At 47.9% G+C, this 14,375-nt stretch carries 13 protein-coding genes; 2 read left to right on the forward strand and 11 right to left on the reverse strand.

What is annotated here, in order from left to right:
* The first annotated feature begins 23 nt into the window (after nucleotides 1–23).
* On the forward strand, nucleotides 24–311 hold the full coding sequence (locus AELLOGFF_RS01040; RefSeq protein WP_235035590.1) for a DMT family transporter: 288 nt from the start codon (nucleotides 24–26) through the stop codon (nucleotides 309–311).
* Nucleotides 312–552: 241 nt separating this feature from the next.
* Here AELLOGFF_RS01040 and AELLOGFF_RS01045 read toward each other — a convergent pair whose 3' ends face one another.
* The 7 genes from AELLOGFF_RS01045 to AELLOGFF_RS01075 all read right to left on the reverse strand — a co-directional run bounded on the left by AELLOGFF_RS01045 (nucleotide 553) and on the right by AELLOGFF_RS01075 (nucleotide 5,998).
* Nucleotides 553–1,296 carry a siderophore-interacting protein gene (locus AELLOGFF_RS01045; RefSeq protein WP_159266921.1) on the reverse strand — a complete coding sequence of 248 codons (744 nt, stop codon included), beginning with the start codon at nucleotides 1,294–1,296 and terminating at the stop codon, nucleotides 553–555.
* Nucleotides 1,293–1,748, reverse strand: coding sequence for a MarR family winged helix-turn-helix transcriptional regulator (locus tag AELLOGFF_RS01050; RefSeq protein WP_159266922.1), 456 nt, complete (start codon nucleotides 1,746–1,748; stop codon nucleotides 1,293–1,295). The genes AELLOGFF_RS01045 and AELLOGFF_RS01050 overlap by 4 nt, the downstream gene beginning before the upstream one ends.
* A 204-nt stretch (nucleotides 1,749–1,952) precedes the next feature.
* Nucleotides 1,953–3,188, reverse strand: coding sequence for a cytochrome C (locus tag AELLOGFF_RS01055; protein WP_200842578.1), 1,236 nt, complete (start codon nucleotides 3,186–3,188; stop codon nucleotides 1,953–1,955).
* 256 nt (nucleotides 3,189–3,444) lie between these two features.
* On the reverse strand, nucleotides 3,445–4,119 hold the full coding sequence (gene arsH, locus AELLOGFF_RS01060; protein ID WP_268818542.1) for an arsenical resistance protein ArsH: 675 nt from the start codon (nucleotides 4,117–4,119) through the stop codon (nucleotides 3,445–3,447).
* A 25-nt stretch (nucleotides 4,120–4,144) separates the two neighbouring features.
* Nucleotides 4,145–5,164 (reverse strand): ACR3 family arsenite efflux transporter, encoded by a 1,020-nt coding sequence (arsB, locus tag AELLOGFF_RS01065; protein WP_159266923.1) that lies wholly within the window; start codon nucleotides 5,162–5,164, stop codon nucleotides 4,145–4,147.
* Complete coding sequence (locus AELLOGFF_RS01070; protein ID WP_159266924.1) at nucleotides 5,164–5,646, reverse strand: arsenate reductase ArsC; 483 nt, start codon at nucleotides 5,644–5,646, stop codon at nucleotides 5,164–5,166. The genes arsB and AELLOGFF_RS01070 overlap by 1 nt, the downstream gene beginning before the upstream one ends.
* A 16-nt stretch (nucleotides 5,647–5,662) precedes the next feature.
* Entirely contained in the window at nucleotides 5,663–5,998 is a 336-nt protein-coding gene (locus AELLOGFF_RS01075; protein WP_159266925.1) for a metalloregulator ArsR/SmtB family transcription factor, read from the reverse strand.
* 200 nt (nucleotides 5,999–6,198) lie between these two features.
* Between AELLOGFF_RS01075 and AELLOGFF_RS01080 the strand changes: the two genes are divergently transcribed.
* Nucleotides 6,199–7,230: an NADP(H)-dependent aldo-keto reductase gene (locus tag AELLOGFF_RS01080; RefSeq protein WP_159266926.1), complete on the forward strand. Its 1,032-nt coding sequence runs from the start codon at nucleotides 6,199–6,201 to the stop codon at nucleotides 7,228–7,230.
* Between the two features lie 296 nt (nucleotides 7,231–7,526).
* Here AELLOGFF_RS01080 and AELLOGFF_RS01085 read toward each other — a convergent pair whose 3' ends face one another.
* The 4 genes from AELLOGFF_RS01085 to AELLOGFF_RS01100 form a co-directional block, all read right to left on the reverse strand.
* On the reverse strand, nucleotides 7,527–9,134 hold the full coding sequence (locus AELLOGFF_RS01085; protein WP_159266927.1) for a hypothetical protein: 1,608 nt from the start codon (nucleotides 9,132–9,134) through the stop codon (nucleotides 7,527–7,529).
* Nucleotides 9,124–10,146, reverse strand: coding sequence for a hypothetical protein (locus AELLOGFF_RS01090; protein ID WP_159266928.1), 1,023 nt, complete (start codon nucleotides 10,144–10,146; stop codon nucleotides 9,124–9,126). Before AELLOGFF_RS01090 ends, AELLOGFF_RS01085 begins: the two co-directional genes overlap by 11 nt.
* Nucleotides 10,147–10,313: 167 nt before the next feature.
* Complete coding sequence (locus tag AELLOGFF_RS01095; protein WP_159266929.1) at nucleotides 10,314–11,603, reverse strand: hypothetical protein; 1,290 nt, start codon at nucleotides 11,601–11,603, stop codon at nucleotides 10,314–10,316.
* 656 nt (nucleotides 11,604–12,259) lie between these two features.
* Complete coding sequence (locus AELLOGFF_RS01100) at nucleotides 12,260–14,368, reverse strand: TonB-dependent receptor (RefSeq protein ID WP_159266930.1); 2,109 nt, start codon at nucleotides 14,366–14,368, stop codon at nucleotides 12,260–12,262.
* Nucleotides 14,369–14,375: the final 7 nt, after the last annotated feature.

Genomic DNA, 14,375 nt, shown 5'->3' on the forward strand with positions numbered 1-14,375 from the left:
CAATCGCCATTATTTCCTAAGTCATAGCGACCGCTGCGCTTAAAGCCTCCGATGGCTTTTCTAATCCAATGCCAAGTCTTGTCGTCGTTATTGGCTATGCAATCGCGTTCTACTTTTTGGCCCTAGTTTTAAAAACCATTCCCGTCGGGGTGGCCTACGCCATCTGGTCAGGCATGGGTATTGTTTTAATCACACTGGTGGCGGTTGTCGCCTTTGGCCAAAAGCCGGATTTGGCTGCCATTATTGGGATGCTACTCATCATTAGTGGTGTGGTTGTAATACATACATTCTCTAAGTCCGTAGAGGGGTAAGTATAAAGTGGCTCCCAAACGGGTCGGTGGCTGAGAGCCTTTTACTTGCTCCTCGGCTTATTAGCGAAGCATCAATTTTTCTGTAGCGGCGCTCTTTCATCTGGCGGCTTTTCTAAAAAGTAGAGTTTATTGAGTTAAAAATAGTCAGTATGTTTTTGCTGCGCCTAGATATGGGCTCGTCATCCCGGTTCGTAAAGTTCGTCGTGTAGTCCTGAGTTTTAATAGAGGTTGTCAGCTGAGCTCAAGCAACCCCCACAGCATCCTGCTGCTTCTCAATTTTGTGTTGGTCTTCATTTAGACCAATTTTCCAGTAGCTTGAAATATACAGCTGGTCTTTTTCTAGCGCCTGAGTTTGTTTAAAAAACTGCCGCAGTTTTCGCATGCTGGTGAATTCGCAGGCGGCCCATGCGGATACTCGTCCGGGTAGCCAGTCTAAACTTTTAACAAAACTTAACAGGGTTTCGCCGCTGGGGTCGGGCTGCGGATTGACTAGCCAGTGCACGTCGATATTGTCTGGGTGTTGTAAGTTGGGTATGTCTGCTTGGTCTAAGACTTCGATCACCGCGTAGCCTCGGGCATCACTGGGCAGTGCCGCGAGATTGCTGGCAATCGCGGGTAGGGCGGTCATATCGCCAACCATAAAGAACCAATCGGCGCCTCGGTCTACTGCCTTTTTGGGACCGGGGCCGCCGACAGTGATTTCGTCATTGGGCTGGGTTTGTTTGGCCCAGCTTGCGGCGGGGCCGTCGGCGTCGTGAATCACAAAGTCGACGTCAATTTCTTGCGGGCGTTGGTGGCGCACGGTGTAGGTTCGCATGGTGGGCTTTGTGCCCTTGTCATTGGCAAACATCAGTTTGATGTAGGCGCCTTCTTGCTCGGCAGGAAAACTGTCTAGGCCTTGGCCGCCCAAGGTGATGCGGAGCATATGGGGGCTGAGCTGAGTTTTGTTAATGACTTTGAGTGTTCTGGGGGCGGGTCTGTTCATTGGCTGTTGTCCTCGCTGTTTGATGCTTCATTACTGAGGTTGCTGATCATGGCATTGGCGATGCGGATAAATTGCTGAATGTCGTCGTCGCTGAGCTTTTGGGTCATGGTGCGTTTGCTGTGAGCTTCAATAATATCCAGTTGCTCAACAATGCCTTGTCCCTTTTCGGTGAGCCGTAAAATCTGGCTGCGGCCGTCATTGGGGTTGTTAAGTTTGATAATAAATTCGTCTTTTAATAATTCGTTTAACACCCGAGTGATTTGCGCTTTGTCTCGGCGCATGCGCTTGGCAATGGCTTGGGCGGTGACATTTTCATCTCGGCGTATACCTTTTAAAGCGCGAACGTGAGTGATGGGCAGCGGTATATTCGCGCTTTTCACCGCCGTGGCAATACTGCTTTTATAGGCGTGGGTGAGATTGTGCAGAATTTCATTAAGCGGTGTGACGGACATAACGCGCGGCCTTTTGGTTGATAGTGTCAACTATAGTGATAATGGTTGATTATGTCAACTACATTGCGCTGAGCTAGTGGGTTTGTGTTAGCTGCTAAAGTGGCAGAGCCAAGAAGTCGGAGCAGAAGTATTGCAGGGAGTGAGTAAAGACCAGCCAGCGCTTAGGCTTGCTGGTCTTCTGGGTTTGCGCTGATATGACGACGCTTAGTCGTCGATGTCTACGCGAATAATGTGATTGGTGGCACTCTGGTGAATGAGCAAGTCACCGGAACGGGTGGGGCGCATATGCCGCACAATACCCGCGTAAACATCGCCAGAGGGAATGGCCCAGCTCTGGAATGCCTCGGTTTTGGGATCAAAGCGCACCAGTGCGTCGGGACGTTTTCCGGATTCGTTATACCAGACAATGCCGTTAACCACGGCGATTGCGTAGGGGTGCGAGCGCGGGCCGCTGGGTGATGGCCATTCCTGAATTTCGCCGCTTTCTGGGTTGTAGCGCCCCAGTCGACCGCGACCGGAATTGACATACCAGATCATGCCGTCGGCGGCGATGTCTAGCCGTCGCACGGTTGTGTCTTGGTGGGGCAGTTTGATTTCAGTTAGTGCCATGGTTTTGGGATTGACGCTTACCAAGCAATTATTGCCGTTGCAGGCGACCCAGGGGGTGCCGGCGCCGTCGATTTTGATGCCGTAGGGCCGTGAGTTTTTCCTTGGCATATTAACGAGTTTGATCTCGCCGCTGCTGGGGTCAAGGCGGCCAATACGGTTGGCGTGTTGCAGGGTAAACCAGAGTATGCCCTTGCTGTCGAAGACCGCGGTGTGGGGATCCCTGGCTGCGGGGTCGGGCATATCGTAAACCGTGATCTTGCCGGTACTGGGGTTGAGTTTGCCGACGCTGGCATTTTTGTTGCCGGTATACCAAATATTGCCGTGTTGATCTGGGGTGACGGAATGGGGCATGGCGCTGGCTGGCAGAGGATACTCGCGCATGTCTCCGCTTGCGGGGTCTAGTCGGCCAATGAGATTGCCCCATTGCCCCGCCCACCAAATGGCGCCATCGGGTGACTCAACTGGATCTCGACTGCGTTGGCCAAGAGTCGGTGTCTGCCATTCTTTAAATCGGATTTGTGTTTCACCGGTCACGAGCTTGGGCACTCGTCGCTGGTTTGGCGGAAAGTGACTGGCAAGGTAGCTGGCGATGATGTCTTGCTGCTCGGTATTTGCTGACAGATCGATCATGGTACTGAACAGTGCTTGCCAGCCGTTTTTGCTATAGCCCATGCTTTCGCTGATTCGGCTGACGGTATGACAGCTTGAGCATAAGGCTTGGACCATCTCCTTGCCTTGGCCTTCAGGAAGGGCAGCCGCAGACAGGGTGCTGGATGTGCTGAACAGACAGAGTGCGAGTGCGGCGGTGCGAGAGATTCCGAGTCGAGCCATAAGCCACCTCCAAATGTGGTGTCTATTTAATGCGCTTGAATGTGGAGAATATATTCCAGCGGCAGGCTGCGGCTGTCAATGTTTGCTTGGGCAAAATAGCGTTGTAAAAGGCCGCGTTGGGCTCGCAGTGAAAACGCGCCGCTAACTCACTTATTATTGTTAACGAGTGTTGTGAACTAGTTATTGTGAGCTAGCGGCTAAGCGCGGGGCTTATATTTGATCCGTAAGGTTTTCGGCTTTTTGACCAATGCGCTTTTTAAAGGCCTAGGTCTTCTTTGCGCTCGGAATAACGGTCTACAAAATAGTCGGCGCTGCCGCGGGTGAGTAGGGTGAATTTGACGAGTTCTTCCATTACGTCGACGATCCGATCGTAATAAGACGAGGGCTTCATGCGGTCGTCGTCGTCAAATTCTAGCCATGCTTTCGCCACCGAGGACTGGTTGGGAATGGTGACCATGCGCATCCAGCGGCCGAGTACCCGCAATTGGTTTACCGCGTTAAAACTTTGCGAGCCACCAGAAACCTGCATAACCGCCAAGGTTTTACCTTGGGTGGGGCGCACAGCGCCAATCGACAGGGGAATCCAGTCAATTTGCGCTTTCATAATGCCGGTCATTGAGCCGTGACGCTCGGGTGAGCACCACACCATGCCTTCGCTCCAGCTGGCGAGTTCGCGCAACTCTTGCACCTTGGGGTGGGAGTCGTCGGCGTCGTCGGGTAGCGGCAGGCCGCTTGGGTTAAAGGTGCGGGTCTCGGCGCCAAAAAACGTTAATATCCGCGCGGCTTCTTCTGTCGCTAAACGGCTGAAGGAGCGCTCCCGCAATGAGCCATACAATAATAAAATGCGTGGTGCATGGTCTAGGGCTTTGTAGAGCTTGCCCGAGTCTATAGGCTTGAGTGACTCGGGGTCTATGTTCTGCATGTCTTGCATATAGGTGTCCGTTATTCCGTAATATTTATTCAGGGAACCAGTGGCGGCTGCGATTAATCAGCGCAACCAACGACAGCATTACCGGCACTTCTACCAGTACACCCACCACGGTGGCTAAGGCGGCACCTGAATGTAAACCAAATAGTGAGATCGCCACTGCCACTGCCAGCTCAAAGAAGTTGGAAGTACCAATTAAGCAGGCGGGGCCAGCGACATTGTGCGGCAGGCGCATGGCCTTGGCGCCGACATAGGCGATGGCGAAAATGCCGTAGGTTTGGATGAGCAGCGGAATCGCAATCAGCACAATCGCGATGGGGTTATTCATAATCACTTGCGCTTGAAAGCCAAACAATAAAATAACGGTTGCTAGCAGACCGCTAATGGAAATGGGCTTTACCGCGTCTAAAAAATTATTTAGGCGCTGGTGATTATTGGGTTTATCTAGGGCGCGGCGAGTGAGCACACCAGCCACCAGCGGAATAACTACGTAAAGCACCACCGAAAGTATAAGTGTATCCCAAGGCACGGTCACATCACTTACACCCAGTAAAAATGCAGCGATGGGTGCAAAGGCAAAGACCATGATCAAGTCGTTAATTGAGACTTGAGCCAAGGTGTAATTGGCGTCGCCCTTGGTGAGCTGGCTCCACACAAAGACCATGGCGGTACAGGGCGCAACACCCAATAAAATCATCCCCGCGATGTATTCACCGGCGGTTTGTGGGTCGACCCAATCAGCAAAAATAACCCGGAAAAATAACCAGCCGAGCGCTGCCATGGTGAAGGGTTTGATTAACCAGTTTACGACCAGCGTTAGAAATAAGCCCTTGGGTTTTTTGCCCACATCTTTTATGGCAGAGAAATCTACCTGAACCATCATCGGGAAAATCATGACCCAAATGAAGAGGGCGACGGGAATGTTAACGTGGGCGATTTCCATGCCCGCGATGGCCTGAAATACGCCAGGCATGATATTGCCCAGCAGTAAGCCGGCAAGTATGCATAAACCTACCCAGACACTTAAATAGCGTTCAAATAACCCCATTAGCTGGCACTCCCGTTCACGTCTTGATGAATTTGTTTGAGGGCGGCAATTAAATCCGTTTTACTGAGCGATTCAATATCTAATGCTAATAAGGCTTTAATGCGCGCTTGAATAGAGTCTATACAGGTATTAAATGCCGCTTCTAGTTCGCTTTCGCTGCCCTCAAGTTTAGATGGGTCACTCAAGCCCCAGTGCACTTTGGGCGAGTTGCCAAGCCACAGTGGGCAGCTTTCACCGGCTGCGCTGTCGCAGACGGTAATGGCAATATCGATGTCGGCAAAATCATCCCAAGACTGGCTGCGCAGATTGTTGGTGGCAATCCCCCGCGCCGCTAAATACTTTAACGACAGCGGATGCACGACACCGGCGGGTTGGCTGCCGGCACTGTAGGCTTTAATGCGCGGGTCGTTAAAGTCGTTGGTGATTGCCTCGCAAAGAATGCTGCGGCAACGATTGTGGGTACAAATAAATAATATATTCACAATAATATCCTTTTGTTTAGGCGCAGCTTTGAGGCCGGCATTGCATGACGTGGAGTTTATCTAGTGCTTGTGACAGGCGTTCTTTTTCAGCGCCAGCGGTGGTCGCTAATATCTCGTGTACCCAGCTGCCAAGGTCGGGGTGAAGCCGGTAATAAACCCATTGCCGATCGCGTCGGTCGGCTAATAAACCGCAGCTGCGGAGCTGCGCTAAATGCCGTGATATTTTGGGTTGGCTGTCGTCTAGCGCTTCCATTAGTTCACACACACAGAGCTCGTTTTCGGTGTAAATGAGCAGTGTTGATAGCAGTCTGGTTTCGTCAGACAAACATTTAAATAACAGGCTTGGGTTCATAGAGCTGAAATCGACTTTGGCTATGGTGGAGATTAGGCTACGCTACAATTGAATGTTTGTATATACGAATATCCATATATTCATATTATCTTTACTTGCTGTGATGATTTCTGGCAAACAACGACAGAGGGAATTGCCTTAGTTTAACCGTGTTAGTATCTTGATGAATGGGAGAACACGATAAGTTAGGGGGAAGCATAATGAAAATGCGCGAGCTGGGAAGAACCGGTATTGAGGTCAGTGAGATTTGCTTGGGCACAATGACCTGGGGTCAGCAAAACACCTTGGATGAAGCCTTTGAGCAAATGGATTATGCGGTGTCCCGGGGGATTAATTTTTTTGATACCGCAGAAATGTACCCAGTGCCGCCAATAGCAGAAACCCAAGGTAAGACTGAAGAGTACATTGGTAAGTGGTTTCAACAGAGCGGCAATCGCAATGACATTATTCTTGCCAGCAAGGCTACGGGCCCGGGCCACCCTCATGTGCGCGATGGCCGGCCACTTAATCGCAGCGCGATTTTAGAGGCGATAGAGGGCAGTTTGGCGCGCTTGCAAACTGACTATATTGATCTTTACCAAATCCACTGGCCGAATCGAAATACCAATTTCTTTGGTAAGTTGGGCTATAAGCACAGCGATGATGAAGCCGAACATGATTTGCATGAGATTTTAGAAACCCTGTCAGAGTTAGTCGATCGCGGTGTTATAAAGACCATTGGTATCAGTAATGAAACGCCTTGGGGGCTGATGAGTTATTTAACGCTGGCGGCGCAATATGGTCTGCCACGCATCGTCAGTATTCAAAACCCTTACAGTTTATTGAACCGTACTTTTGAAATTGGTTTGTCCGAAATGGCGATTCGTGAAGACGTTGGTCTGCTTGCGTATTCGCCCTTGGCGTTTGGGGTGTTGAGTGGCAAGTATCGTCATGGTGCGCGTCCTGCTGATGGTCGCATTACCTTGTTTGAGCGTTTTCAGCGTTATAACAATCCGCAGTCTGAGGCGGCAACCGAAGAGTACGCCTTATTGGCAGAGCGTCACGGTTTGTCTCTTGCGCAAATGGCCTTGGCTTTTGTGACCAGTCGCGACTTTTTAAGCAGCAATATTATTGGGGCGACGACGATGGCGCAGTTAAAGGAAAATATCGACAGCGCCGAACTGGTTTTGAGTGATGAGGTGTTGAAGGGGATATCGGATATTCATCGTCGTATTCCCAATCCCGCGCCCTAGCGCTACCTAGGGTAGCTTGTGTTGATTCACCCACAATATGTCCGCCTTGGCCACCTTGTGGTAAAAATGGCGCATGGCTAACTTATAGTAAGTGCTTTTATCGTGCGCCATAAACGACTGCATGGGTAAATTAGCGGACAGTCGCCAAGGTAAATTGAAGGAAGAAATCCATCGAAAGTGGACGGTGGGCGGAGTAATTCTACAGCCTCAACGCCTCAAACACCGGCTTGGTGAAGTTGGCGGCTTTTTTGGAGCGCAGCGGAAAACAAGTCCGACAACAAGCGCTTGTTATAGCTTTACAGAATGATACCTTCAAATCCTGACATTAAATCCAAGAACTCTTTCAAATGCTGTTTGCTTAAGATCTTACAATCCTTATGACTACTATAATCCACAGCATTTGCACCATCTACTTTGGAATACTTTTCGTTGCTATATTCTTCATCTTTTAATGTCGAGGTTAATATGATCTGACCATCAATATTTTTATATATCTCAAGCATCTTAGCCTCCTTTCCTGTCGATAGCTCTCCATCACGAAATGAGTCAATCATTATCGGAAAGTTATGCTTAAGAAGTTTTTTGAGGGCAATAACTTTACAAAAATAGAACTCCTGCCCTTCACTACCAGAAAAGGTTGCTCCCTTTTTAGTAAAAATATCCTCGAATACCAAATTTCCTGCAGGATCTATCGACTTGTACAGGTCGTTCATTTCCTTCAGCAGATTATCATTGAAACTCATTCTTTCTTCTTTGAGAGATTCATCGATGTTTGTATGTGATTTAAGCTGATCCTCTAACGCCTTTATTTGATTGGAAAGAGAAAATGCCTGGTCATCAAAATCGACTTCTGATACAGCCTGCTCTTTATACAAAATAATTTGTTGAAAGTTTGGAGGAGTATCTTTCATTTCCTCATTTAGATCCCTCTGCAATAAATTAATCTCTGCAGAGAAGTCCATGATTATATCGGATTTCTGTCTAATATTTTGACCGATAGACCTCATAATTCCATTCCTAACATCGATATTACTTATTTCGAATGTTAGATCGTTATTAGAATATACTATCTTGTCACTGCCGCAGTCCCCACATTGAACATTACCCTCACTAAGATCTCTATTAAGTGAATTAAGCTCGGTAACAAGCTGCTCTAGTTTAGACTTTCTATTAATCTCTCTTTGCCTAGACCGCTTAAACTTTGATATGTTTTTATTTATTTCCGATATTTTTTTAATCTTTTCCTGAACAACTTCAGAGTCATACGCTCTGGAAACCAACTCAGCAACATTCGGGTTTTGCCTAATTATTGATATCTTCTTTCTGATATCTTTGAGTTGAGTCTTTAAGGATTTAATTTCTTCCCTCATAGTCTTAATATCATCAGTATTCGCCTGGCTGTCAGATAATCCAGCCAAATCATAGATCATTTCTTTAAAGTCAGTTTTATTAAATTGCCCCCTGCTTATTAGTCCAGATGGACTTCTATTATCCTGACCAATAAAAAACAATTCATAGAGCAAGCTCAAATCTACAAGCGCATTTCGACCATCCTTTTTAATCTTTGGCACTGAGAAAACAAACTCATCAATAAAGTACCTTGTTTCACCAACTGAACTGAATATTTGTATGGCATCTTCAGTCTTTATGGCAATAGAGTTTCTTTTCCTTAAGAATTCATAGTGAACATTGTCTACCTCGACCTCGGAATAGAAATATTTATCCTTATGGTTGAAAGAGCTAGGGAAGATAGACTCATAGCCCAATGAAAACATTAGACCTTGCATGACAAGAGTTTTACCCCTGTTATTGTCATCGCTAAAGATAACATTTAGATCATCAGTCAACCTACTCTCAACAAACGCCTCTTCCGAATCGCCAAATGCAATTTTCTTAATTAGCATCTGCTAACCCCGCCTTTACTAGAGAAATCATATAAAGCAAAGTTTCCTTTGTTAAATACTCTGTTTTCACATTAACTACTGATGTCAAATTCGAATAGACATCAAAAACACTATCATCGGGCTTGTCTTTAAGTATATTCATAAGCTTTTCTGTTGCTTCCCAGAACTCCCTGCAACCGTTTTTGTCAAAGAACGCCCGACTTAAATTTTCATTACATTCCTGAAGCAAATCCTTTCTTTCCTCTTCATCCTTGCCGATTAAAACGTCAAAGAAACTAAAAGGTATTCCGGGAAAAGAAAACACATCAATTCCAACTAACCTGCTAATCAAAAGAGTGTTTATTTCTGTCTTTGTAATATGACGATTGAATCTAAGAACTTCCGAGGGGTGATTTATTTTCTCGTTTTCTATGTATGAGTTCTTGAGGGATGCTTGGGCATTTCTAATTTCTACGAATATTCGATCATATACCTCTTCAGGGATTGACTTTTTATTTTTAAACCTGGACATCTTCTTTATATATGTGCTTACTCTTTTATTATCTTCAACGAAACATAACTTCGATAAAAAATCCAAAAATAGAGGCGGAGTACTTCCTGATTTATCTCCATTAATATTTTCCTTCAGCTTTTTCTCTATTCCCTTTTTTTGTTTTTCATTGATGTTTTCGTAGCTATAAATATTTAAAGAAGAATCTACTAGATACTCTCTATTCAGCTTAGGTATAAACAATATATATTCATTGAAGTTAATGCTCGATATATAGTTGTCGTACAGCGTGGATAGGCTCTCACCAATTTTAGAAGGGGGGAGGCTGCTGTGGTTTTTACTTTGAACATCCCAGAGCTTGCTGAAATCCGTATTAGATCCTGTTACGTCATTGAAGCAGTCCACAGTGATAATTTCAATTTCTTCACTATCATTTCTCATACCCAGCAAATACAGCAAAGACTTAGTCTCAAAGTCTGAAGCTTTTTTGTTGTTTATTTCTGTATTTTTGAAGGTATACAAACGGTTTTTCCCTATGTTTTAAACTTCACTCTCTAGTACTGTCTGAATTTGGCTATAACGCCTGAGTTCAACGGCGTTTGAGGCGACGCCTGATTTTGCGGCAGCAAAAGCAGGTGGCGGGTCAAGCGTCCGGTGCAACGACTTGTTGGGCGGCAACTCTCCGAGCGCTAATCCCATGAAACAATTGTGTAAGTTTGATTGTTACCATCGAATTCGACCTTAGCTGTGACTTGGTTGATGATGGTGCCACCAAACGCATTCTTGCCTCTGAACTTCATAATAATGAAAACGTGGCTACCTCGATCTGAGAATCTGGTTTCAACGTGATCAAAGGAACTCGGATCGTTCATTTTTTCTTTGACGTATTTCTTCAGTGGTGGATACGAGCCATCCCAGGTTGAAAACAAGCCCTCCACCTTCTTCTTTCTGTCAATTTTGGCCTGATACGTCTTAACCTTTGCGCTGTAGGTCTTATTTGATGGATCAAGAGACGCCAGCTGCTTGTACACTTCCAAGTTTGGTTCGTACGGCTCCACTGGCAAAGATTTAGCCTTGGCCAATAAAGCTTGTATTTTCTTCTTCCGCTCGGCTTCGACTGCTCTCTGTTGAGCAATTCGTTGCGCCTCTTGATACTTCTTTAGCGCAGACTGAAATTTGGCATTCTGTGGGTCCAGCTTCACCAACCGCTGGTAGGCGGCAACTTTCTTGCCGTATGCCGATTCGGGTATTTGCAGAGCGGACTTGGAAAGTTCATCAATTTCAACTTTACCAGCACGCGCCGCCAGTGCTGAGATTGCCTCCCCTCCGATACCGGCATACTTTCTGACCAATTGGTTAGCGAAGGAATAGTCTCCAGCTGCAAGTTTCGCATCAGCCTGTTTAATAAATGCAGCGCCTGACTTGTTCCACTCTGCGACTTTCTCCTGATGGAGCTTCTCTGCCTTTTCTTTAACAAGGCGTGCTTCTTCCGCCTTTGCAGCAGCTTCCTGACCGGAAATGACGCTATCGGTGATTCCAGCAGCAGCCATCCCTAGTATCAAGACAATAAGACTGACCCCTGTGCCTTTCCAGCTATAGGCGTTCTTTCCAAGTTTGGGCAGAATCCGGTCGCGTACGTGAGGCAATGCGAAAAGCCCGAATGCCACTAGAAACGCCCCTGTGACTGATTGGCCCTGCCCCCCAAACACGATGAATAGACCTGGCAAGATCAGAAAAACACCACAAATCGAAGTAATAACGTCAAGTAGGTTTTTCGTTTTGAGGCCCAATTGCTTCGGGGCCACTTCAGGCGGGCCTTGATCGAGCGACTGCTCGTCCGGCGGCGAATCTGGGGTAATACTTGCTGGTGGCCTCTGACCTGGATCAGACTCACCGCAATGCGGGCCGGTAGGCGCTGTACTCGATACTTTTCCACCGCAAGTTCGGCAGGTTGTCAGCGCGCCTTGTTCTTCAGACATCTTCATGTTCCCCCTAGTAATGTCGATGCGACGGACATTTCAGCATGATTCACAGTACCAGTGTCGAGCGAGCGTGGCCGGCGCAGCCAATCTCTCATTGCCGCCCAACATTTTAATCGTGCGCATGCTCGTTTTGCCAAAATCGGTATATCATCGACGCTAGCGCAACTCATTAATTTACTTAAGAAAAACAAGGAATTCATACTTAGACGCGTTTCGACAAAACGAGCATGCGCATATGTAATTTTGGAGGGGTCTCATATGTAATGCCTCACATCCCTATGTTCTTGTTTTGAAATCCATTTTCCTGACAGCTACCGACAAAACGAGCATAACGGACTGGAAATACGAGCATATATCTTGACTCGTCAAAAATATACTTAATATTTTACCCGCACATAAAGGCGACGTGCAGCTCATTGATTGGCCGCTAATCTGACACTCCCGCCAAATTGAGCGCCAACAACTATGTCCGCCTTGCGACTTAACGGCCAAATTATGGGCTAGCTCGCGGCCAAGTTATGAAAACTGGCGCGGCATATTTTGCTTTCCATCGCCCAAGAGCCTCTAACCGGCCATTTCATGGTTCAAAGTTAGGTCAACTTAGAATCGACACTTGGGCGCGGAGTGGGTGCTTACTTTATAAATGGCCTTGTTTAGAATTTATAGGTGACGCGCGCGCCAACCTCTCTTGGATCGCCAACGTAGACCGCGTCAATGCCCAGTGATGGGCTGTTGAAACGGTCGGTAATGTAGAATTTATCCGTCAGGTTTTGGCCGTATAACTCCCCGCCAAAGTGCTCACCTTGAAAGCCGATACGGGCGCCGAATAAGTCGCGGGCGTCAGCTAATAATGTAGGCGTGTTTTCGCGGTCAATATAGCTTCCATCGGTGCGCGACCAGCTGATGTCGGAGTAAAAGCCACTGTCATTGGCGTAGCGCAGGCCAAAGTTGGCGGTATTGCGCGGCGCATTCGGGAAGTGATTGCCGGCGTAATCAACACCGTCATCTTCGTATTCAACAAAGGCGGTGTCGACGTAACCGACGCCACCAAAGACGCTGAAGCCGTAGCCAATATCACCGCGAAACTCTAGCTCGGCACCTTCTGATTTTGCTTCGCCGGCGTTATCGGTACGGAAATTGGAGGCATCTACTCGCACCCCAATTTGCATGTCTTCGTAGTCAATGCGGAAAATGCTGCCCTGTACAAACCAGCTGCCGCGTTGAAACTTCATGCCAAGGTCGTAATTGTTGGTGTATTCAGGGCCGTAGCTGGGTGATTCGCCGTCACTGACAAAATCGACCGAGCCTGCGCGATACCCTTGGCTGCGAGTGAGAAAGGCGCTGAGTTCATCGTTAATCTGGAAGCTAATCGCGATCTTTGGCAGAAATACATCGTCGCCACTGGCGGCGGTGGTATCACTGTCTAATATGGGTTTTAGCAGAGGGCTTACGTCACCGGGGATGGTGGTGCCGGTAATGGGGTCAATTAACTCTGCGCCGGTAACGATAAACGCGCTGCGGTTGTCGGCTTCGTTTTCTTCGTATCGGGCACCCAGTGTGAGTGTCCAGCGTTCACTTAAGTTAATGTCTGCTTCACTGTAAATGGCGTTGGTTGTTGCGTCGCGGTCAGCTTCTAAGTCTGCGTCGGCGCGTAATTGCATGCCGCTAATAGAGTAAGGCAGGTCTATGGAGCTAGAGGAGCCGATGAGCTCGTCATTGCTGTGATACAAACCGGCCACCGCTTTGATGAAGTTAGACTGGTAGTGAAGGCGCAATTCTAGGCTGTCATTTTCGGTGTCGACGGTATTAATGAAGTAACCGTTGTTCTCATCAGAAATATCGTAATCACCTTTGCGTTGATTGTAGTTTTCGGCATGGCTGGCAATAAAACTTAAGCGCACAGCATCGCTAAGGTCGGCGTGTTGGCTCAGTACCCAAAGCTGGCTGTTGTCGTCGTAAAAGCCGTCAACATCGTCAGTGGACTCGCCATCTTCGGCAGTTTCTGGTGGCAGATATTCATTGCCCTCACGTAATTTACTGTCTTGGAGGGTGAGTATAGCGGAGTACCAGCCGCCGCCATCCCAGCTTAGTTTCAAGCGTTGCATATAGCGTTTGCGCGCCTGCCATTCATCGTCATCACGGGTGGTGTTGGTGACTTCGCCGTCGGTTTGGTTGGTTTCTGCTGCATAGCGAAAGGCAAAGCCGCCCACTAAAGGTCCACCAATGGCGATACCGGCTTCACGGCCATTGTAATTTGCCGCGCCAAGTTTCACTTCGCCGCTGTATTCTTCAGTGGATGGATCGCGGGTTTGAACAACCACCGCACCAGCCAATGAGCCGGGGCCAAACGCAGTAGATTGTGGGCCGCGATAAAACTCCATTTGCTGCACGTCCCAGCTATTGGCAACGCCGCGTCCCGGTTGGCGGGCGCCATCAATGAAGATGCTTACTGTGGGTCGGCCTGCGCCGCCGGGGCCAATGCCTTCGTTGGAGATGCCGCGCACTGAAAATTTATCTTCTCTGGCAGCATTTAAGTTAGGGCTGCGTAATAACAAGTCGTATAAGTCGCGGATATTGAGCGCTTGAAGTTGTTCCTCTGGAATAATGCTAATACTGGATACGGTATCCAAGCTGCTGCGGCTCATGGGGTCGCCGGTAACTAAAATTTCTTCAAGCTTTTGTGGCGAGCTGGTCTCGGCAGACACTGCCGCGAGCGGCATAAGCAAGGTGGCAACGGTCAGGGAGAAGCGAGAGGCAGACATGGTTTGG

The sequence above is a fragment of the Zhongshania aliphaticivorans genome, from assembly GCF_902705875.1.
Lineage (GTDB): Bacteria > Pseudomonadota > Gammaproteobacteria > Pseudomonadales > Spongiibacteraceae > Spongiibacter > Spongiibacter aliphaticivorans_A.

Coding starts and splice junctions, on each gene's coding strand:
- arsH (WP_268818542.1), bottom strand. CDS start 4,119: ATGCAAGACATGCAGAACATAGACCCCGAGTCACTCAAGCCTATAGAC.
- AELLOGFF_RS01055 (WP_200842578.1), bottom strand. CDS start 3,188: ATGGCTCGACTCGGAATCTCTCGCACCGCCGCACTCGCACTCTGTCTG.
- arsB (WP_159266923.1), bottom strand. CDS start 5,164: ATGGGGTTATTTGAACGCTATTTAAGTGTCTGGGTAGGTTTATGCATA.
- AELLOGFF_RS01045 (WP_159266921.1), bottom strand. CDS start 1,296: ATGAACAGACCCGCCCCCAGAACACTCAAAGTCATTAACAAAACTCAG.
- AELLOGFF_RS01085 (WP_159266927.1), bottom strand. CDS start 9,134: ATGCTAATTAAGAAAATTGCATTTGGCGATTCGGAAGAGGCGTTTGTT.
- AELLOGFF_RS01080 (WP_159266926.1), top strand. CDS start 6,199: ATGAAAATGCGCGAGCTGGGAAGAACCGGTATTGAGGTCAGTGAGATT.
- AELLOGFF_RS01050 (WP_159266922.1), bottom strand. CDS start 1,748: ATGTCCGTCACACCGCTTAATGAAATTCTGCACAATCTCACCCACGCC.
- AELLOGFF_RS01100 (WP_159266930.1), bottom strand. CDS start 14,368: ATGTCTGCCTCTCGCTTCTCCCTGACCGTTGCCACCTTGCTTATGCCG.
- AELLOGFF_RS01095 (WP_159266929.1), bottom strand. CDS start 11,603: ATGTCTGAAGAACAAGGCGCGCTGACAACCTGCCGAACTTGCGGTGGA.
- AELLOGFF_RS01075 (WP_159266925.1), bottom strand. CDS start 5,998: ATGAACCCAAGCCTGTTATTTAAATGTTTGTCTGACGAAACCAGACTG.